This window comes from Moraxella sp. RCAD0137, from assembly GCF_002894025.1.
GTDB classification, from domain to species: Bacteria; Pseudomonadota; Gammaproteobacteria; order Pseudomonadales; family Moraxellaceae; genus Moraxella; species Moraxella porci.
Window position 1 is genome coordinate 37,602 of the sequence record NZ_LTCC01000006.1, and the last position, 22,405, is coordinate 60,006.

Below are 22,405 nucleotides of genomic sequence, written 5' to 3' on the forward strand. Positions count from 1 at the left end.
GCCTATTGATATGCAAAAGCAGCACACAATAACACTCCAAATTATTTTGCCAAGCGGTTTGCTTGTCTTTATAATAACAAGCATTAATTAACAAGCAACCACCATATAAGAATCACACCATGACGCACTCAAGCTTCACCCTACCTACTTGGTTTGTCCCGCATCTGGTCTCAGGGATGCAACGCGGCATCGAAAAAGAAGGCCTACGCATGCAGCCAGATGGCTATTCTGCCAAGACCTTTCACCCGACCAAGCTTGGCTCAAAGTTGACCCATCCGTACATCACCACTGATTATTCCGAAAATCTGCTTGAGCTCATCACCGATCCCAAGCCATCGATCAAAGAAGCTTTGGATATGCTTCGCGATCTACATGTGCTGGTACATCGCTCGCTGGAGAATAATGAGCTGATGTGGCCGATGTCGATGCCATGTATGTCGTCCGATACCGACAGCGACATCCCGCTGGCAGACTATGGCACATCCAATATCGGCAAGCTCAAAACCCTATATCGCTCAGGGCTTGGCGTGCGTTATGGTCGCAAGATGCAGACAATTGCTGGCTTACATTATAATTTATCCATCGGGGATGACCTATTCACGGCATGGCATGCTGCCGATGGTGATACCAAGGATTTGGCAAGCTTTAAAAACGCCAAATATCTGGCACTGATTCGTAACTTTAAACGCCTAACGCCACTGGTGCTATATCTACTCGGTGCCAGCCCTGCTGTCTGTGGGACATTTTTGAGTGGTCGTGCGCATCATCTGATGCAGCTTGGCGAGACTTGCAGCTATTATCAGCCAAATGGTACCAGCCTACGCATGGGTAAGCTTGGCTACACCAACAGCGTCCAAGAAGATCTAGATATTCGCTATAATGATCTGGATGAATATATCGCAGGACTGCGTAAGGCGATTGGTACGCCGTTTAAGGACTTTGAGGCCATCGGCGTCGATGATGAAAACGGCAACCCAATTCAGATTAATAGCCACATTCTACAAATCGAAAACGAATACTACAGCCCCATCCGACCAAAACAAGCCACCAAATCTGGCGAGACACCAACGGCAGCGCTGGCAGCGCGCGGCATTGCTTATGTGGAATTTCGTGCGATCGATTTGGATCCCTATGTCGATATCGGCATCAGCGTGCCGACGGCGTGCTTTTTGGAAGTCTTGGCGTTGTATTGCCTTCTCACAGACTCGCCTGCACTCTTGCCAGATGAAGAAAAACAGCTCAATAAAAACATCGAAACCGTCGTCAATCACGGTCGCAAGCATGGCATCAGCATCAGTACAGAGACTGGCGATGCTTGCCTGCATGAGTGGATCGTCCATCATCTGACTCAGATGCAAATCATCGCCGATGCCTTTGATGCGCATCACGGTGGCAATGACTATCGCACTGCACTGGCGATGATGCAAGGCAAGGCCACCAATCCTGACTTTACTTTGTCAGCCCAAATCGAAGCCGACTCACGCCGAGCAGGTGGCACATGGGCGCTGGGCAAGCTACTGGCGCAAAAGCATCAAGCCGAGCTATCACGCCATGCGTTAAGCCGTGAAGATGAAGCCAAATTTGATGCCATCGCCGCCGAATCCGTCGCCGAACAAGCACGCCTAGAAGCGGCAGATACCGTCGATTTTTATGATTATGTACAAGCTTATCGCTAACTGGAGCGCCTCATGAACCTAAGTTATCGCACCCTAAATGCCCTACTGATCGTCATGGCGGTCGTGGTCAGTGTATTTGTCATTGCTTATCTACAAAATTATTTGTTCCTTGACCCCTGTCCGCTATGCATCTTTCAGCGGATTGGCTTGTGGATTTTGGGCGTGTTTGCGTTTTTGGCAGCCATCTTTAACCCAAAAGGCAAAACATTGCGTCTGCTATTTTGGCTCGGTGGTATGGCAGGCACGCTGTGGGGGCTTGGCGTCGCCGCTCGCCATACCTGGATTCACTATTTCCCATCCATGGAGATGGTCGAATGCGGCCCAGGTCTCAACTATATGCTTGAGACCATGCCGATGGGTGATGTCTTCTCAAAAGTACTGGCAGCCCCTGGCGACTGCACCATCATCGACTGGACGGTACTTGGGCTATCCATCCCCGCTCAAGCGCTGATTATGTTTGTCTTTGCTTTGGTGGTACAAGGGTTTATTTTGAAAAAAATCTTAAAAAACCAACCCTAATTTAACCACACCGATATTGCAGTTTTATATTTTTTAAAGGTCAATTATGCACATTCATATTCTTGGTATCTGTGGCACATTCATGGGATCGCTTGCCCTACTGGCTCGTGATCTGGGTCATACTGTCACTGGCTCAGATACCAACATCTACCCTCCGATGAGCACACAACTACAGGACGCTGGTGTGGAGATTTGGGAAGGGTACAAAGCTGAGCATCTAAACCCTGCCCCTGATCTTGTGGTGGTGGGCAATGCCTGTAAGCGCGGCATGGAAGCGGTAGAGTATATGCTCGATCAGCACTTGCCTTATACATCTGGCCCACAATTTCTTTATGAACAAGTGCTAAAAAATCGCCATGTGCTTGCTGTCGCAGGTACGCATGGCAAGACCACGACCACGACCATGCTGTCATGGATTTTGCAGCACGCTGGGATTGATACTGGCTTTTTGATTGGTGGCGTGCCATTGGTTGCTACCGAAGATGAGCGCCTACAGCGTGCTTTTGCCCATTCTAGCCACTTGGGCGAGCAGTATTTTGTCATCGAAGCGGATGAGTATGATTCGGCATTTTTTGATAAGCGTTCTAAGTTCGTGCATTATCGCCCAACGACAGCGATTTTGAACAATCTTGAATACGATCATGCGGATATTTTTGCCAATCTAGACGCCATTCAGACACAGTTTCACCATATGATTCGCATGATCCCAAGCTCAGGGCAGATCATCATGCCATCTGATACCGACAGCCTAGAACAGACACTAGCCAAAGGTGTATGGACACCTGTGCTACGCACCGCTATCGACGCTGATGCCGACTGGCAGGCAACGCTGATGAAAGCGGATGGCTCAGTGTTTGGTGTGCGTTTTGGTGATGAGAGTGGTGAAGTGCATTGGGGTATGAGCGGCCTACACAATGTCAATAATGGCCTGGTCGCCATCGCTGCCGCTCATCACATCGGCGTGAGTGTCGAAGCTGCATGTGCGGCACTATCGGCTTTTGGTGGTATCAAACGCCGCATGGAGCTGATCGGTGATGTGGGTGATATCTTGGTTTTTGATGATTTTGCCCATCATCCGACCGCCATCACGACCACGCTAGATGGTGCCAAAAAACGTCTAGCAGGCCGCCGTATCTGGGCGATCATTGAGCCCCGCTCAAATACGATGAAACTGGGCAGTCATCGCGACAGCTTAGCACCATCAGCATCACTTGCCGATCAGGTGATTTGGTATGAACCAAAGGGTCTGACTTGGGGCTTGGTGGATGCGATTGGCGATGCAAAAAATCAGCTGGTGCTTGATAGCATTGATGGTATCATCTCTCATATCCAAACCCATGCTCAAGCAGGCGATGCCATCATTATCATGTCAAACGGTGGCTTTGAAGGCATTCATGGTAAAATTGTGGATGCGTTGGCTTAAATCATTGTCTTTAAGCTCATCAAATAATCGGCTTATTTAGGTATCAGCAGGTTATATTGGTGGTGATCATTAGCCATCGCCACCATTTTTTATACATTTTTGATCAACCGAATCAGCTGACGCACAATCAGTAGTCCACCAACATACACGACTGCAAAAATCGCACCCGTCACCGGTGCAAGTGCTTGAGCGGTATCATTTGCTGTTGCCATCATCGCCATATGCTGTTCTGCGGTCAGCTCATCACCACTAAACAGCCCATCCCCATTCAAATCAAAGCTGGCTAAATGCGCTTCGCGCTGCATCTCAACAATCCACACGCCAAGCTGAATGACAAGCCAAGTGGCAAATACACATACCAAAAACAGCGCCCATGTCGGCAAAGAATCATGGGTGTATCGATGATGCAACACCATCAAAACGATAGGCGTTAGCGCTGTCATCAGCATAAACAGCATATTAAATACTCCAAAACAAACGATAGGCCAGCAGACCTATCGTTTATTTACCCATTGGTAAAGTTGGACTTAAATCGGCGCTCAAGTTTACACCTTTCGAAGGTGGACCTTCAAGTCTCAATCAATGCACATCATGGACTTAGAACTCAGGCACGCCTGCACTGCGACCAAGTCCATAGGTGCCAAATTTGCCATCGCCAATGCCATCGGTAGGCTTTTTGCCGATGCGTAGGGCAAAGTCATGTCCTGTGCTTTGGCTTGGCATACGAATAAATGGCTCAATGGTCGCTTGGGTCTGATAGCCTTTTAGATGCTCGGCAGCTGCCTCTAGCGATACACCATGGCGAGCCGCCTGATGGCTGATACGCTCATCCAAAGGCATTTTTGGAATTACTCGGTAATACTGTGAAAAACCTGTAATTTTATCTTGAGGCACAGCACGAATACTGGTCATATGCACATAGTCGGTGAGCCGCTCCAGCCATTTTGTGAGGTTTAATGTCTGCAACGCCTGCTCTGTTTGTGCAAAAATACGCACTTTAAACCCCAAAAAGCCAATTTGCTTATCGGCATTTAGGCGGTACTGCGGAAATGAGACACCGTAGGCGATTTTGCCATCATCATCTTGCTGTTCAACAAAGGCAAGATGAAGTTGGGTGTAAACCTTAGTCCATAAAAAATATGGACTAAGCTCTACATCAGGCAATAAGGTGATTTCTTGATAAAATTGCATTATTCTTTCCCACTTGCACCAAACACACCGCCACGAATCAATACTGCAATCACATAATGTTGATTTTCGACGCTTGGTTTTTCATCTTTCAACACCCAACCATCAAATAAGCTGTAGAAATCTTGTTTTTGTTTAGGTTGACGAAAAGCTGTACCCATGGTCGTTACTGCACCATATGGCTCAATCGCAATCGGAAACTGTGCATCTGGATACCATGTATCAATAGTGCGAATGGCATTGCCAATTTTTTGTGAATGCATACCCGCTTTATCATTGATTTTGTATAACTCTTTGCTTTTGGTTTTACCTGTATCCAAAATCAATTCTTGTGACGGATACACTTCTTGACCAAACCCGACAATCGCTTCGGCTTTAATATTCAAAATCACAAAAGCTTGATTGGTTAAACCCTGTTCAATCCAATTTGCCAAAGTGGCCAATTCATCATTTTTAGTTGCAAAATCGTGTACCGAAATGTTTTTCGCATCAAAGATTAAAGTGTGTTCTTTATCTGCAATTTTACACGTTACAAATACCGTAATTTTTTCTGCACCCACACGGTTACGCCATAACCAACGAGCATTGGCAATATTAGTCGCATAACGATGTGCCAATTCTTTAACGCCGTGTTCTTGTAAATAATCTTGTACTGTTGCCAATAATTTGCTTTGATAGGCTTGGTCATTACACACATTTGGCTTGCCATCAAAAGGCAATACTTTGCACGTCCATGATACAATCAATGTATCATTTTCTTCCAATAAAGACGCTGAATCCACTTTTTGTAAATTGGCTTTTTCAATTTCGGCATCTAATTTGGCAGGGTCAGCAGTAATGCTATTTTTCAAACGGTTGCTGATTGTGCCACGAATGGATTTTTCTTGAATACGCACAGGAGTCGCCACGCTTTTTTCATCTTGGCTATTTTTTTGTGCCATAAAACCATCAGAAATGTCCAAATTGCGTTCAAACGCCAATACACTTGCAGTTGTTAATTTGCTCATAAAACAAACTCCTTAAATTTCATTAAAAATATTTATGATGATGTCGCTTGCGTTAGTAAATACAGTCCAGTTTCATCATACTGTTGCCGCCAAAATGCGGTTTCAATGTTATCTTTTAAATGGTGTGGATACACCCATTTACCCAAACCATAAACGGCTTCTACATATTGGCTTGGATATTCAGGATTACGCACATTTGCCATTTTGCCTGCGTCAAACTGCTCACTAATTGCTTGATAGCCCATCGGCATGGGGACAAGCCAACCATATCCTGTTTTAATAGACTGGGTATGCCATTTGGTATTGCCATCAATATCCAATTCAGGAATATGATGTAGTGTGCAAACATCTAACAGCACATCAAGCGGTGTCGTTTTAGGGTTTTGACTTTGCGCTTGGGCAATCAACTCGCTAAACTCGACACTTGCGTCCATCAATACAAATGCAGGCATTAATAATGGTACAAGTTCTTGTATTTTTTCAAAATCAAAATATCGTACAGGGTCTGTTTTGGCAATGCCCATCACACTACCGCCTGCAATTCGCTGTTTGAAAATCGCTTGCGATAAAAATTGGGTTAATTCCTGACTTAGTTGTTCAGAAATTAGGTCATTTGCCAATACTTCTAGAGCAAAACTCATCACCAAATTACATTTACCTTCTTCCACAATAGATGCTGTACTGCCATCTTTTTTAAGCGGATTTCGGGTTTGATTAAACGTGTAATCACGGTATTTACTGGTGCGATAGGTTTTAGGCGTACAGTCATAACACGCAAGCAACACACCGCCCAATGCCAAATCAGCAAATCTGACATCTGCCATCATGGTGCGAGATAAAGCGTGAAATGCACCTGTAAAGCCTGTTACTGCAGGAAAGCCAAAAGTTAAAGGGCTAGAAATAGCATTGGCATCACAAATCACCACTTTGTGAAAATAGATGTAACCAACTGGAATTTTTTCATTCATAAAAACACCCCCTTGCCCATACGCTGATAATGCCCTTGCATATCTTCAATTTCTCGTTTCCACTCTATAAATTCTGCATCAGCAATATCATATTTTAAATTTTGGCATTGCTCTCTCAGCTCATTATTAAACCATGACGCAAAGTCTTCCAAAATCTCTTTTTGCCATTCATTTTTATCTTTGTGCTGGGCAAATTCTTCTTCGTCGTCCAAATCTGCACGGTAAGGGTCTAACCATATTTTTTGCGAGCGTGGCAAAGCATAATCTTTTGACCAACCTGCGGACTTTTCTTGCAATGTATGTGCAATGGCAAAAATGGTATGCAACATACGGTCTATTGCATCTTTGCGTTTATCACGCACATCTACATTGTTTCTGGCATCTTTCACCACTTGAATGACATATTCAAAATCATCACGAATATGATATTTTAAAGTTTTGCTATGAAAGAAATTTTCTGCAAATTTAGATAACGCAAATTCACGGCTTTGTGCAATTTTCGGCGGTAATGATGGCAATAAATAATTGCGACCACCTTGTCGGCTCATCAACTGGCTAATATTTTGTGGTTTTGAACCACCTAATTGTACGGTCGCTAAATCTTTCATGCTGACATATGGTGTATGCGTGGCATTGAGTTTAAAACGATTTTCTAATGCTTTTTTATTTTCATCAGAATATCTTAACTGATTAATTTTTAAGTAAACTTCATAAGACAAAGCAGATGGATATAACGGAATAATGTTGATATATTGCAGTTCATCTAAATGATTGGCTGTATTATCATTGACTGTCCAAAGCATTTGCTTGTTGCGTTCATGGGTTGTTGGATTTTCCATTGTGCTTTGTAAGACTTGTTTAAAGCAGGCGTGATAATAACTTGCTGTCTCTTTATCATCAGACAAAGACGCGATAAATTGCTCATTATCAGCCAAAATCAAATCACGCACTTTGACGCCTTGCCCGACATCAAAATCAAAAAATGATGCCAATGGTAGGGCTGCTGCGTTGCCATTAGCATCTAATGCAGGATTGGCAAGATTATGTGTGCCCACCAAGGTATTAGGTCGTTGTTGTTTGGGGACAAAATTGACATTATCACCTTTGGCATCAGGGTGAATGCCTTTGGAAATGTGCGTACCAAATTTAAGCTGTTTTGCCATGCTATTTACAGCAACATCTAGCCAATGTGTACGTTCAAACTTCTGTTTGATTTCGTCAATTTGAGCCTGACATTCTGTTATGACAGCATGATTGCCATCTTCTTGGGCTTTCATCAGTTGTTTTTGCAATTTTTCTGACTTAGCGTCAATCTGTTGCTCTAAAAATCTACTGACTGCCATTTGAGCAAGGTCGTTTGTTATCATCACGAAAACTTCCTTAATTTCTATAATTTCATATTAAATCATATTTTAAAAGCAATAGCTAGGCACTTAACCGCTCCGCCACAATACCCAAAAATGGGCAAAAATACCATTTATCATACCCTTGTCCGCTTGGTAACATCACTCGGCTAAATTGGATTGCCAGATACGATAAACTTTGTTCAGGCAAATGCGTTTGTAACTGTTGCAATTCATCATATACATTGCCCACAAGCCAAGTGCTGATTTGTGAATGCTCATAATCAAAATTCATGGTCTGAATATAAGCATTTTGTGTATTGGCATGTCTTAACCCATTTTTTTGAATATCTTCTACGGCATACACACAAAAGCCATCGTCATGCTCTTCTGTGAGTTGCTTGGGAATAAGCACCCATTCTTGTTGTTGCTCATCGCTATGGCGAAATGGCGATACTTGTTGCAGGTGCGTATGTATCCGATTGGATGAGCCGACTTCTCGCCAATAGGCATTGACATAATTGGTTTTGTCTTGATGAAATAAATGGTTCATCAAGCCATGTTCTAACTGTGCCAATGTTTCAGGCTTATCTTTGATTTCTTGTGTCCAAATGCGTGGACGAGCGTCAATTTGATTTAAGGTATTATTGTCAATCAGCGTAGTCATATCATGTTTTGTAAGCTTATATTTCTCGGTTTCAAACCCTGGTTTTGTAAAAACCAACTGCTTGCCATGATACTGTAAATAACGGATATTATGATTGAATATCAAGATATTGCTATTCATTGCCTGTTTTTTAGGACGATGTCGCCATACTCGCCCCGCAAGCTGAATGATTGACCGCATGGAGCTTGGCTCAACAATCGCCCAATCATAATCATGGTCTCGTCCCACTTCTGCCACAGGCGTTGCCAATACCATGAAAATATGATGTTTTGCAGGGCTTTTAGCCATCGCCTGACGGATTTCTTCATGCTCAAAAATCGCCTGTTCATCATATTCATTGCGTTTTAAGACTTTATCTAATACGTATTCCAACTGATTTCGCAAAACCAATAACTGCCGAGCGTGATAACACGCCACATGAATATGTGTATCCTTATCCACTTGAGCATTTTTTAGATAAAATGCAAGCCGTACCAATTGTTTGATATTAGCAATCCGAACCAAGCCAATACTCATGGATTGCCCTGTTTTTTCATTGACTGTATGATAAGATTGATGCAATGCCATTGCACCATCAATGATTTTTTGCCCCAAATCTGTATAAAATTGGGCTTTTTTGTCTTGATGATATGCAATCTCAACAGGCAAAATGGTTGCTTTACGGCGAATGGGCTGTTCGTGCAAGAATTTCACACGTTTTTGCACAAAGGTTTGATGATGTTCATTAAAATTTTGTGTATCGCTACAATGGGCAATGGTCGTACCATTTTTTTGCTCATCAAACCACGCACACACCACCTGTGGTGTAGGTTTATTTTGACTTTGATTAAATAATTTTCGTCCTGCTAGATAGCTTTCAAATAATCCTGTCATCAAATCGGGCGGCAGTGTTGCCGATGAAAGCAACACTTTTGAGCCAAACATTCCTGCCAAATGCACCAGTCGTGCCAATGCAGGCAAATCATGATGGTCAAAATCATCAGGCTCATCTAAAATCAAATCGCTACTTAACAAGCGAAGTATCGGAGCAATATATCCACCGCCCCGTTTGCATTCGCTCGCCTGCATTAAATGGTCAATGGTGCAAGTAACCACAGGCGAAAATAACAAATCTCGTGCCTTACGCTCGCCAAGCAAGGTATCAATATTGAGTTCATCTAACGCATGGAAATTGGGGGTAAAATCCACAATCCCATCGACCAGTTCATCTGCCGATTCACTACCCCATGTGGTGCTTGATTGGTCGTCTGTGTTCTGCTCTAATGCCTGTTCTTGTTGATTAATCGCAAATAATTGACGCACTTGACTACCGCCCACCAAAATTGCCAGTTGTTCGTCATTTAAATGCAAATCTTTGCGTAAACTTAATCCTGTTTGTAAGGTCAAAACCCTAAGTCCCAACGCAATGGTAAATCTTGCTCCTTTTTTCTCATCAGATAACGCATACATAATACGGGCATTACAAATCGTTTTGCCACAGCCCGTAGATGCCATATTGATCCCAAAAAAGCCGTGTGTATCACTATCGGCTTGTACATTTTTTGCCATTTTAAAAGCATGATTTTGCCAAGCAAATCGGTCAATATCGGTATTTTTACTTAATGGACGATGTTTGATGAGTGTGGGTAATTGCTCGCTAATAATTGGCAAATGGCGTGCAAAATGTGCAGTAAATGACGCCACCCCAAGCAAATGTTCATCTAAATATTGCTTGGGTTTTCGGGTGTTGCGGTCGGTATTGGCTAATAGGGTAAGTGCAGATTGGGTTGCTACACGGCGAGCATCATTATCTTTTAATGATGAATAATTGTGGTCGCCAACCATCAAACACAGTCTTGATAAATAGAGCAAAATAGCATTATCAACAGGCTGATTTTTTGCTGATAATGCTTGTAGTGTCGGGTCTTGTAAGGCTTTTCTTGCCCAGCGTTTGACACTACCTTGCCAAGATTTACTGTCAATCACGCGCTCTTCAAATTGCCAAAAATCTTTGAGCTGCCTGCCGCCAGTATCCAATGTTTTAGGATTTCTGACCCAATAATTATGGGCTTTTAATTCAGCATAAACTTTGCTTAAAGACCGCTCAAAATACAATCGTGATGTCGGGTGATATTGAAATTGATGACGCTCTTTATGACCGAAAAACACATCCGTCAAAGGCGGTAAACGATGATGGCTGACAATCAACCAAGAAAGCCACCCGCCCAATGGCGGTAATTTGGACAAATCCGCAAAATCCAATTTATCCGTTTGCAAATAACGAGTTAATGATGATTTTTGTTTTGCCAACCAATCATCAATTTCTACAAACCGTTCTAACCATGCTGTATCTGTTTGACAATCCTTTGTTAGCCACAACAGCATTTTTAAAGAAATCCATTCATGACGATACGGGTCGCCCTGTGTGCTACCTTGCGTTAATTTATGTTGAAAGCCAAGCGTTGATTTTCCCAAATCATGCAATAACGCTGATAAAGTCGCCATAATTTGAATGGCACTGATATATTGCCAATCATTTTGCCACTCACTATGCAAAATATTACGTTTGGTGCGATTGACAGGCACCCAGCCCCATTCATTAAACTTATGGCGATTGCCCACAATCCACAAAAGTTCACTATGTTTACGCGTATGAAAACGATAGCAACTCACCGCAGTACTTTTACTGGCGGTGGCAGATAGCAATTTCTTGACCATTGCCAAACCGTCTTCGGTGATGACCGTTTGCCAAGTATTATCGCCAATCCGATTGGCAAACGCATCTAATACTCGCCGAGTGCGTGGGAGTGCCTTTTTTTCACATTGAGAAATAAAGGTAACAATCATTTTATTTCCCTTGTTTAAAAAACTGAGACGCCAATTTCACTTGTTCGAACATAAAATCAAGCGCCTTATGCTCGGTGAATTTTTGCAAGATTTTTTGCCGAAACTCTTGTTCGCTAAACTCTTCTTTGGCACACACAAATGCCCACGGCAGCACAATCGCATCTTTCACCAAATCCGCGACATCAAACACCAATGCCCCTCGCCGAGTCTTACCGTGCATCACCGCAAACCCATGCGGAATGCCTAGCACCCAAAGCGTCGTCGCCCCGAGGCCATAAGCTAGGTAGTTTCCGTGATTTAAAAAATTATTGGCAAGATCGCCTGCATCAAAATTGCGCTCAAACGAGATCTGACAGCGTGTGGCGGCAGCTTTGTAGAGCTGTTTGGTCATATTTGCTTCGGTGAGCAGCAGCTCATTGACCGTGCTGATCGTGGGGATTTTATTTTTAAAGAAAGTATAAGCTGCGACAATGTCAGAGTCATCAACATGAAAGCCTGCTTCTTGTAGCTGCCTGTCTTTTGACCAAATTTTTTGAATAAATTCAATGCGTTTGTATTGAAATTCTTTGGCGATGGTGAGTCGCTTGGCATCATCAAACCAAAATGACAGCCAGCCTTGGACATATTCAGTCGGGCGATATTCACTTTGTGGATTGAGCCATTCAATTTCTGAGCCTGAAAATAATGGCGTCGCCCCGCCCCCACAAAATCCGACCAAAACACCCGCGCTGGCAAGCATTCGCATGGCGGCTTGGGTGATGGATGTCCCTGTGCCAAGCAAAATGCAGGTGGTGTTGGCGATGGGGATATTATAATAATGATTTTCGTATTTGGTTTCGGTCAGATACAGCACACGACCGTCTTTTTGCATCACACGGCAATGTTCTAGGTAAAAGATATTGGCGCGTTTTGAGTGCAAAATCGCTTTGAGATCCTTGGGTTTGAGCGTATCCATGGCGTCAATTTCCTTGATGATGAATTTAATTTAATCACACTCATTGTAGCCTGTCAAGCGATGATGTGATCAAATGATAAGCTTACATTTTTCATCTGCCACATCACTTATGCTATACTAAATTTGCCGTCAAATGATGATGGATGTAAAAAAACCTTTATTTTTTCAACTATTTAAAAACTTAATAAAATCAATAAGTTATAACTAGTCAAATTTTGATTGGGTAAAAAGGGTCAATCCATCATAAATGACTGTTATTTCTTAATTTTTTCGGTTATAATTACTCTTCACGACCGCACAGGTCGCTTAGAAATTAATCGTTTGGAAAGGTTCTAGTACACGATTCTTCACGACCGCACAGGTCGCTTAGAAAGCAAATGCCTAACGCTAAAGTGGATGCCAACCCTTCACGACCGCACAGGTCGCTTAGAAAAATTTGATTAACCAATTTTTTTACATAGTTATCCTTCACGACCGCACAGGTCGCTTAGAAAGATTTTTGACAAAAACGGCAAGATTGCAAAGGCTTCACGACCGCACAGGTCGCTTAGAAAACTTTATCAGCAAACAAGCTAAAATTAATAAACTTCACGACCGCACAGGTCGCTTAGAAAGTCTGTCGATTTGCCCAGCTGTGCTTTTTTCGCTTCACGACCGCACAGGTCGCTTAGAAATCATAGCCATTTAGCAGCTGAAAATAAGCGATCTTCACGACCGCACAGGTCGCTTAGAAAGAGCTAACCAAATGCAAATGCTAGGCGGTCAGCCTTCACGACCGCACAGGTCGCTTAGAAAAGTTTTTCTACCACGCCCTTGGCAGTGGTGGACTTCACGACCGCACAGGTCGCTTAGAAAAAAAGCGGAATTTTACACCAATTTTTACAAGGCTTCACGACCGCACAGGTCGCTTAGAAAGCTAATAAATACTTGCGAGCCCTTGGCAAGATCTTCACGACCGCACAGGTCGCTTAGAAAGCCTAGCATTTGCATTTGGTTAGCTCGGATTTCTTCACGACCGCACAGGTCGCTTAGAAAAATGCAACAGCAAGAGCAACGATACGCAACCCCTTCACGACCGCACAGGTCGCTTAGAAATTTACGCAGGTACTGCTGTGCAATTTCTGCCACTTCACGACCGCACAGGTCGCTTAGAAACGTTTGGGGTTTTGTTTATCCCATTACAATGACTTCACGACCGCACAGGTCGCTTAGAAAAATGCCAAAAGCCCATAAATAAGCAAAGGCATACTTCACGACCGCACAGGTCGCTTAGAAAATTTGCGTGTGTGGATTGAGCCTTCGATATACACTTCACGACCGCACAGGTCGCTTAGAAAATTGAGACATCGACCAAATCGATCTCATGGGCCTTCACGACCGCACAGGTCGCTTAGAAAAACAAATCGCAAAAGATAATAATTGTGTTTTACTTCACGACCGCACAGGTCGCTTAGAAAAATAGTGTTACCATCACCGTTACCATCGTTACCTTCACGACCGCACAGGTCGCTTAGAAAAATTAAAATAGTGGCGCATGAATTGAAATTCACTTCACGACCGCACAGGTCGCTTAGAAAGATGGCACACCGCCAGCATATAGGCGATTTGCCTTCACGACCGCACAGGTCGCTTAGAAATTGCGTGGCTTATTGCGTTTCTTTTTAGCCATCTTCACGACCGCACAGGTCGCTTAGAAAAATGCAACTGCCCATAGCTGAGCTGTCTGTAACTTCACGACCGCACAGGTCGCTTAGAAATAATCGAGCTTAAAAACCAAAAGCAAAAGCGACTTCACGACCGCACAGGTCGCTTAGAAATGCCAAGATTTGGTTGCCGATACCGCCGCCGACTTCACGACCGCACAGGTCGCTTAGAAAGTATGGATGCCATCACTGATACACGCAGTCTATCTTCACGACCGCACAGGTCGCTTAGAAAACTCAATGCCAATTTGGTTGCCAAATTTATTTTCTTCACGACCGCACAGGTCGCTTAGAAAAAGCTCAGCGACTTTGCAAAAGATGCCCTAGACTTCACGACCGCACAGGTCGCTTAGAAAGCACATTTACAAAGAGCCTGAACAGGGAGCAGCTTCACGACCGCACAGGTCGCTTAGAAAATGATACTCAAGCGGAAATTGCATTGAGCCACCTTCACGACCGCACAGGTCGCTTAGAAATGCCCTGTTGCATCGCTGATTTGCTTAACCCACTTCACGACCGCACAGGTCGCTTAGAAACTAGTGCCAAAAGATGTAATTTTAGACTTATCCTTCACGACCGCACAGGTCGCTTAGAAATGTGGTTTATAGAATACATCAGGCGAATAATTCTTCACGACCGCACAGGTCGCTTAGAAAACTTATCAAATGAGCCTATATAGCGAGCGCATCTTCACGACCGCACAGGTCGCTTAGAAAAAAGTGAGAGCGTGTAAGGGTGTTGTAGAGCCCTTCACGACCGCACAGGTCGCTTAGAAAAAATTTTTTGGCATCTCTTCGCCAAACTTGGACTTCACGACCGCACAGGTCGCTTAGAAAATCTACTGCGATAGGGAAGAATTCATGAACATCTTCACGACCGCACAGGTCGCTTAGAAACATAAAAGAGCGTTTAAGCATGGCGTAAATATCTTCACGACCGCACAGGTCGCTTAGAAAAATATGGTTGACCAGTTTTTTCACATAGTTATCTTCACGACCGCACAGGTCGCTTAGAAAGAACACTTGTGCAGATTTGACGATGAAGTCCACTTCACGACCGCACAGGTCGCTTAGAAATGCAAAATCTCTTTTTCTTCATCGGTCAATGTCTTCACGACCGCACAGGTCGCTTAGAAAAAAGCGAAATTGCCGAGCGCTTGGATGTTCATCTTCACGACCGCACAGGTCGCTTAGAAATTTGTAAGGTACAATGTAGGCAAATCCCAAATCTTCACGACCGCACAGGTCGCTTAGAAAATCATCTTGCATTGACTTTAGCACCTTGTATCCTTCACGACCGCACAGGTCGCTTAGAAAATCGAAAGCTAGACCAGTACAAGGGCAAAAGCCTTCACGACCGCACAGGTCGCTTAGAAAATCGTCATTTGCAGGCGTGGTGGAGCGGTGAGCTTCACGACCGCACAGGTCGCTTAGAAAGTGACTGTAACGGCTCTCTGTCGCATCAAGATCTTCACGACCGCACAGGTCGCTTAGAAATGTTCTACTGTTAATAGTTTAATTCACGCCACACTTCACGACCGCACAGGTCGCTTAGAAAAGCTTTTATTCTCTTGTGCAACTGGCAAATCCCTTCACGACCGCACAGGTCGCTTAGAAATACAGCTGCCAAATCAGATACCAATTTTTTACCTTCACGACCGCACAGGTCGCTTAGAAATTGATTGTCTTGCCATTTGCGTGTGTGGATTGCTTCACGACCGCACAGGTCGCTTAGAAATTTGTCTTTCACTGAACGCCAAGTAAAAGAAACTTCACGACCGCACAGGTCGCTTAGAAATGCATTACCATCATCATGCTAGACTTTAAGCGCTTCACGACCGCACAGGTCGCTTAGAAATTGTTGCGGTGCTTGTTGCATTGGTTGCTGATCTTCACGACCGCACAGGTCGCTTAGAAAAATATCTACAACATTAGAAAGGTCTTCATTGACTTCACGACCGCACAGGTCGCTTAGAAATAAATCGTGTAAATGCTTTAAAATATCCCTATCTTCACGACCGCACAGGTCGCTTAGAAATTATCGCCAGCTTTAAACTTTTTCATAATAAACTTCACGACCGCACAGGTCGCTTAGAAATACCATCGATAGTAAAGAACTCTCCATCTACTCTTCACGACCGCACAGGTCGCTTAGAAAATACTCTAAAATCAGCATTTCAGCAATACCCACTTCACGACCGCACAGGTCGCTTAGAAATTAAACTCTGATATAAACTTTGCCCAATTTTCCTTCACGACCGCACAGGTCGCTTAGAAAAACACTTCTTGGGTTACGCCATTAATCAATTCCTTCACGACCGCACAGGTCGCTTAGAAATTGCTAATGTCAGCATTAAAATAGTTCACCCACTTCACGACCGCACAGGTCGCTTAGAAAATTAAAGACAAGTCAGATGGTATAATTGGATTCTTCACGACCGCACAGGTCGCTTAGAAATAAATCATCAGCAAAAGATGCAATATCCAAACCTTCACGACCGCACAGGTCGCTTAGAAATCACTCACCCAGCATAGCACGCACACATCCCCCTTCACGACCGCACAGGTCGCTTAGAAAACAAGATGCCATCTTGGACTTATCAAAAACAGCTTCACGACCGCACAGGTCGCTTAGAAAATGCAAAACGAAAAACGACGCTTACGCCTATCCTTCACGACCGCACAGGTCGCTTAGAAAAATCACCGCCAATCGGTCAAAAGCACGACACACTTCACGACCGCACAGGTCGCTTAGAAAAAGGAGATTTTACGATGAAACAACTAACCGCACTTCACGACCGCACAGGTCGCTTAGAAAAAATTCGGTGTTAATAATTCTCTGAACTTCTTCTTCACGACCGCACAGGTCGCTTAGAAATGTGGATGTCGCACATGCTAACTGGGGAGAGTCTTCACGACCGCACAGGTCGCTTAGAAATTATCAAAAGGATTGCCGTGCTTGTCATAGCCCTTCACGACCGCACAGGTCGCTTAGAAATGTATCAGCTCATCACAAAACGCATTAAAGCTCTTCACGACCGCACAGGTCGCTTAGAAAACATTGGCGTGCTGGCGAACATCAAAGATGAACTTCACGACCGCACAGGTCGCTTAGAAAACTAGACATCATTAAGCAGCATTGTCGCATTGCTTCACGACCGCACAGGTCGCTTAGAAATAGGCGCGCAAATCTTTGACCGTCAGCTGTCTCTTCACGACCGCACAGGTCGCTTAGAAATCATGGTTGGTGGTTTGCCAAAATTGATATTCCTTCACGACCGCACAGGTCGCTTAGAAAACCGAGATTGAGGGCGTTGGCACGGTTTTTATCTTCACGACCGCACAGGTCGCTTAGAAAATTTATCAAGGCTATAGCCGATGGATAGGCCACTTCACGACCGCACAGGTCGCTTAGAAACTGCCAAAAAGGCACAGTTTCATGACTTGGCACTTCACGACCGCACAGGTCGCTTAGAAACAATGTGCAAGTGCTACAGCCAGCACCACCGACTTCACGACCGCACAGGTCGCTTAGAAAACCAATATTGTCCCAAGATCTCGATATTGTCACTTCACGACCGCACAGGTCGCTTAGAAAAGATGCCGAATAATGGTGATAACAGCGGTCGACTTCACGACCGCACAGGTCGCTTAGAAATGTATCTTGGTACATCAGCTCAGTCATATACTCTTCACGACCGCACAGGTCGCTTAGAAATTTGTATGTACCAGAGGCGCAAAACCCCAAAGCTTCACGACCGCACAGGTCGCTTAGAAATTGCATGACATCAGCTTGTAGCTGACTTGCTACTTCACGACCGCACAGGTCGCTTAGACCCTATTAAGCATCGGCTTTTTGATAGCATCTACTTCAGTCTGTAAATGACAAGCCGTCAAACCAAAATCAATGATGTGTCAGCCATTCCAACAGATTTGATTAGTGCCACAAGTCAACAATTGAGTTAGCATCAGCGCACAAAGCTATCACACTTTGTGCTACAATCAAGCTAAATCATTTTTGGCCACGCATATGTACAGCATTAAAATCAACGGCAATACTGTCAAACAAACCGACAAATCAACTGTCGCATGGTCTTTGTATCGTGCGACAGCCAGGCTTTTTGAAAATAAGCCGAATCATGTGCAACTATATAGCGATGCCGAATTGTTGCACCAAAAGCCAAGCGGTCTAATGCTGCTGGAGCATCCCGACAGTGCCGCGGTGAATGATGTCTTGATGACGCTCGTTAAGACGCTGGATTTAAGTTTTCCAGAAGTCAAATCGCTGATTAAAGATAGTGAGCTTGAGCTGTCAAACAGTCGTATTGATGGCTGGTTTTATCCCAAGGATAACCGCCGATTTGTACAGATGTACAATGATGAGCTTGAGTATCTGATGCCAATTTTGGCACAATACGCGCAAGCAAAATCACAGCGGGCAAATCTTGGCTTTACCGCACAAGGCCTAAAAAGCATGAGATCGCAATTGGGGCTGACTCAGCAACAAGTCGCTGACATCGTGGGCGTGGCTGGCAATCGACAAGTAAGGCGATGCGAAAATGGCGAGCAAGATATGCCGAGCAAAAAGTGGCAAATTTTTTTGGATTTTTTTCAAAAAAATCACAGATAGTGATGGCTGAAACTTTGAAACTACAAAAAAACAAATATTATCGTGTGATCGTCATTGCTTCTACAGGCATCGCAAACGCGATCACTACGCTGTCTGTACTTGTGCAACGATCACTTACATAATACCAGTTAACACCCCTAGAAGTTGTTCAAAAATAGTTTGCTGACAACCTTCAAAGGCTGTATGGCTTTTGGGTTCAGTTTAAAATGATCTTTTATGCTACACTATTACAAACCTTTAAATTTGCGAAAATTATGACTTATAAAATCATCATCGATGGCGCGACAAGCCAAGTGATCAATGACAAAGCTACTGCATACGCCAATTATCGAGCTGTCTGCCGTGACTATGTCAACAAGCCCAAAAAAGTCGAGCTAGTGCAAGATGAGAGCGTGCTTAGCGCCAAAGCACCGCACATGATGCTGCGTGATAGCAATGATGTATTTAGCGCTAATGATGTGCTTTGCCAAGCCATGCAGACGCTTGGCATCAATATTAAGGATCTAAAAGACAAAATCAAAACAAGCGAGCTTAAGCTATCAAACAGTCGCATAGACGGCTGGATCAGACCAAGCGATGACCGCCATTTTGTGCAGATGCACAATGACGAATTAATGGTAGTGATTAAGCTTTTGCTGTCCGACACGGTTGCTATGATCAAATCACCAGAGAATATCGCCGCACTGCGTAAAAAGCTTGGCTTGACCCAAACCCAGCTTGCCGAAAAATTTGGGCTGAAATCTGGCTTTCGCCAAGTGGCGCGGTGGGAAAGCGGGGATCAGGAGATGCCTGATGCCAAGTGGCAAAAAATGCAAGATTTTTAAAAATTTATTTATTTAAAATTAATATAACAAATACATCTAAAACCGTCGCTTGATTGTTATTTAAAAACTTAGCAGCCCCCCTTTTTTTTTGGTCTTTCACACCCACACAACCCTTTAAAAAAACAAACCGCCACACTCACATATGACGGTTTTCATTTCTATATCAAACCAAACTTAGATCCGCTCACGACCACGAGCAATCGCCGCTTTGACTTGATTGGGCGCTGTACCACCGATATGATCACGGGCGTTTAGCGAGCCTTCTAGCGTCAAGCACTCAAAGACATCATCATGAATTAAGTCACTAAAGCTTTGTAGCTCAGCAAGGCTAAGCTCACTTAAATCCACGCCTTTTGCCACACCCAGTGCCACTGCTTTGCCGACCACTTCATGCGCATCACGAAACGGCAAGCCTTTTTTGACCAGATAATCCGCCAAATCAGTCGCTGTGGCATAGCCTTTCATGGTGGCCGCACGCATATTGTCGCTATTTGGCACAAGATTTGGCAGCATATCAGCAAAGGCAAGCAGTGAGCCTGTCAAGGTATCCACGCAGTCAAACAGTGGCTCTTTGTCTTCTTGGTTGTCTTTGTTGTACGCCAGCGGCTGATTTTTCATGAGTGAAAGTAAAGTAGTCAGCTGACCAAACACACGAGCCGCCTTACCACGCACAAGCTCTGGCACATCAGGATTTTTCTTTTGTGGCATGATGGATGAGCCTGTGCAGAAGCGATCAGGCACCACCACAAAGCCAAACTGTGCACTCATCCATAGGATAATCTCTTCGCTCATGCGAGATAAATGCATCATCAAAATAGACGCATTGGCAGTAAATTCAATGGCAAAATCACGGTCAGAGACAGCGTCTAGCGAATTTTGGCAAATACCTTCAAAGCCCAAGAGTTCAGCAGTAATCGTTCGGTCAATTGGATAAGTCGTACCTGCCAGTGCTGCACTGCCAAGTGGCATTTGGTTAATGCGCTTGCGAGTGTCGGCAAAGCGTTCACTATCACGGGTCAGCATCTCAAACCACGCCATCACATGATGACCAAAGCTCACAGGCTGTGCGGTCTGCAAATGGGTAAAGCCTGGCATGATGGTGGTCGTGTGTTTCTCCGCCAAATCCAGCAGTCCTGACTGCAAGCGTTTTAGTAGTGCCAAGATATTATCAGTCTCATCGCGTAGCCATAGACGAATGTCGGTCGCGACTTGGTCGTTGCGGCTGCGGCCCGTGTGCAGTTTTTTGCCAATATCACCGACGATGGCAGTCAGACGGCTCTCGACATTCATATGCACATCTTCAAGTGCCACCGACCACACAAAGCTGCCGCTGTCAATCTCAGCTTGAACTTGCTTGAGTCCATCGACGATGATTTGGCTTTCATCCATAGTGATGATGCCACAGCGACCAAGCATGGTGGCGTGAGCGATAGAGCCTTGAATGTCTTGTTTTGCCATGCGTTTGTCAAAATTCACCGATGCGGTAAATTCGGCGACAAAACTGTCGGTCGCTTCACTAAAACGACCGCCCCACATACTTGAAGTTTGTTCACTCATGATAAATCCTTGGATTGACTTAAATATTAGCCAAAGTATAACACATCTTCGCCATCGCATTCATCAATTATCCGTGTGTGGCATGGCTTTTATATCCCAAAGGTTTTATAATAGCGTTATTGAATTATTTTTTGGAATTTTGGATAAGCCCATGACCACTCGCACACTCACCATCGCCACTCGCCAAAGCCCATTGGCACTATGGCAAGCTAATTTTATCAAAGATGCTCTTGAGCGTCTGTATCCACAGATGAGTGTCACCCTGCTTGAGATGGTGACTCGTGGTGATAAAATCTTAGACACGCCACTTGCCAAGATTGGTGGCAAGGGTCTATTTGTCAAAGAGCTTGAGCAGGCTTTGTACGATGGGCGTGCCGATATTGCCGTGCACTCGCTCAAAGATGTGCCGATGGTGCTGCCCGAAGGCTTGACGCTTGGGGCGTATTGCAAGCGTCATGCACCGAGTGATGCTTTTGTCTCAAATCAGTTTGCACACCTTGATGAGCTGCCAAAGGGTGCGGTGCTCGGCACATCCAGCCTACGCCGTGAATGTCAGCTTCGCCAAGCTCGTCCTGATTTGACCATCAAAAGCCTGCGTGGCAATGTCGGCACTCGCCTGGCCAAGCTGGATGCTGGTGAGTATGATGCCATTATCCTAGCTACAAGCGGACTTCAGCGACTAGGGCTCGATGCTCGCATCCGTCATGAGCTGGATGAGTCACTGTCGTTGCCTGCAGTGGGTCAAGGAGCGCTTGCCATCGAGTGCCGAGCTGATGATGCCAAGATTTTATCGCTCTTAGCGCCGCTCAATGACACCAACACCGCCCTGTGCGTGATGGCAGAACGCGCGATGAACCGTACGCTTGAAGGCGGCTGTCAAGTGCCAATCGCAGGCTTTGCAACCATTGATGGTAGTACGCTACGACTGCGTGGGCGTGTTGGCTCTGTCGATGGCAAGGTGTTATTAAAAGCCGAAAATACCATCACCCTAGGCGATGATGTCACTGCCAATATCACAGCGGTGGAAGCACTCGGCGAACAAATCGCTCGTGAGCTACTTGCCCAAGGTGCGGATGTGATTTTAAAAGAAGTGTATCAATCCGCTGATCACGCCTAATCA

14 protein-coding genes and 1 CRISPR repeat array are annotated in these 22,405 nt (G+C 44.6%); of the genes, 6 read left to right on the forward strand and 8 right to left on the reverse strand.

Going from position 1 to position 22,405, the window contains the following annotated elements; translation table 11 throughout:
- Positions 1 to 119 precede the first annotated feature (119 nt).
- Genes gshA through mpl form a run of 3 tightly spaced genes read left to right on the forward strand, consistent with a single transcriptional unit; the run spans position 120 to position 3,618 of the window.
- Complete coding sequence (gene gshA, locus AZ602_RS05865) at positions 120 to 1,676, forward strand: glutamate--cysteine ligase (protein WP_103034130.1); 1,557 nt, start codon at positions 120 to 122, stop codon at positions 1,674 to 1,676.
- 12 nt (positions 1,677 to 1,688) lie between these two features.
- The gene (locus AZ602_RS05870) at positions 1,689 to 2,195 is read left to right on the forward strand and encodes a disulfide bond formation protein B (protein ID WP_103034131.1); all 507 of its coding nucleotides are present in this window, start codon (positions 1,689 to 1,691) and stop codon (positions 2,193 to 2,195) included.
- 46 nt (positions 2,196 to 2,241) lie between these two features.
- Positions 2,242 to 3,618, forward strand: coding sequence for a UDP-N-acetylmuramate:L-alanyl-gamma-D-glutamyl-meso-diaminopimelate ligase (gene mpl / locus AZ602_RS05875; protein WP_103034132.1), 1,377 nt, complete (start codon positions 2,242 to 2,244; stop codon positions 3,616 to 3,618).
- An 89-nt stretch (positions 3,619 to 3,707) separates the two neighbouring features.
- Here mpl and AZ602_RS05880 read toward each other — a convergent pair whose 3' ends face one another.
- The 7 genes from AZ602_RS05880 to cas1f all read right to left on the reverse strand — a co-directional run bounded on the left by AZ602_RS05880 (position 3,708) and on the right by cas1f (position 12,572).
- A complete protein-coding gene (locus AZ602_RS05880) occupies positions 3,708 to 4,076 on the reverse strand; it encodes a hypothetical protein (RefSeq protein WP_103034133.1) in 369 nt (122 codons plus the stop codon).
- A 139-nt stretch (positions 4,077 to 4,215) separates the two neighbouring features.
- The gene (gene cas6f / locus AZ602_RS05885) at positions 4,216 to 4,809 is read right to left on the reverse strand and encodes a type I-F CRISPR-associated endoribonuclease Cas6/Csy4 (RefSeq protein ID WP_103034134.1); all 594 of its coding nucleotides are present in this window, start codon (positions 4,807 to 4,809) and stop codon (positions 4,216 to 4,218) included.
- A complete protein-coding gene (gene csy3, locus AZ602_RS05890; protein ID WP_103034135.1) occupies positions 4,809 to 5,813 on the reverse strand; it encodes a type I-F CRISPR-associated protein Csy3 in 1,005 nt (334 codons plus the stop codon). Before csy3 ends, cas6f begins: the two co-directional genes overlap by 1 nt.
- Positions 5,814 to 5,845: 32 nt before the next feature.
- Positions 5,846 to 6,781, reverse strand: coding sequence for a type I-F CRISPR-associated protein Csy2 (gene csy2 / locus AZ602_RS05895; protein WP_103034136.1), 936 nt, complete (start codon positions 6,779 to 6,781; stop codon positions 5,846 to 5,848).
- Entirely contained in the window at positions 6,778 to 8,148 is a 1,371-nt protein-coding gene (gene csy1, locus AZ602_RS05900) for a type I-F CRISPR-associated protein Csy1 (RefSeq protein WP_103034137.1), read from the reverse strand. Before csy1 ends, csy2 begins: the two co-directional genes overlap by 4 nt.
- Before the next feature lie 58 nt (positions 8,149 to 8,206).
- A complete protein-coding gene (gene cas3f / locus AZ602_RS05905) occupies positions 8,207 to 11,617 on the reverse strand; it encodes a type I-F CRISPR-associated helicase Cas3f (RefSeq protein WP_103034138.1) in 3,411 nt (1,136 codons plus the stop codon).
- Between the two features lies 1 nt (position 11,618).
- On the reverse strand, positions 11,619 to 12,572 hold the full coding sequence (cas1f, locus tag AZ602_RS05910; RefSeq protein ID WP_103034139.1) for a type I-F CRISPR-associated endonuclease Cas1f: 954 nt from the start codon (positions 12,570 to 12,572) through the stop codon (positions 11,619 to 11,621).
- Positions 12,573 to 12,857: 285 nt separating this feature from the next.
- Positions 12,858 to 18,112: direct repeats of the CRISPR family, unit length 28 nt; unit sequence CTTCACGACCGCACAGGTCGCTTAGAAA.
- Between the two features lie 192 nt (positions 18,113 to 18,304).
- Between cas1f and AZ602_RS05915 the strand changes: the two genes are divergently transcribed.
- Positions 18,305 to 18,904, forward strand: a complete 600-nt coding sequence (locus AZ602_RS05915; RefSeq protein ID WP_103034140.1) for a helix-turn-helix domain-containing protein — start codon at positions 18,305 to 18,307, stop codon at positions 18,902 to 18,904.
- 254 nt (positions 18,905 to 19,158) lie between these two features.
- Positions 19,159 to 19,728 carry a DNA-binding transcriptional regulator gene (locus tag AZ602_RS10135; RefSeq protein WP_199174096.1) on the forward strand — a complete coding sequence of 190 codons (570 nt, stop codon included), beginning with the start codon at positions 19,159 to 19,161 and terminating at the stop codon, positions 19,726 to 19,728.
- 174 nt (positions 19,729 to 19,902) lie between these two features.
- Here AZ602_RS10135 and argH read toward each other — a convergent pair whose 3' ends face one another.
- Positions 19,903 to 21,285: an argininosuccinate lyase gene (gene argH / locus AZ602_RS05925; protein WP_103034141.1), complete on the reverse strand. Its 1,383-nt coding sequence runs from the start codon at positions 21,283 to 21,285 to the stop codon at positions 19,903 to 19,905.
- 151 nt (positions 21,286 to 21,436) lie between these two features.
- Between argH and hemC the strand changes: the two genes are divergently transcribed.
- A complete protein-coding gene (gene hemC, locus AZ602_RS05930; RefSeq protein ID WP_103034142.1) occupies positions 21,437 to 22,402 on the forward strand; it encodes a hydroxymethylbilane synthase in 966 nt (321 codons plus the stop codon).
- The last annotated feature ends 3 nt before the right edge of the window (positions 22,403 to 22,405 follow it).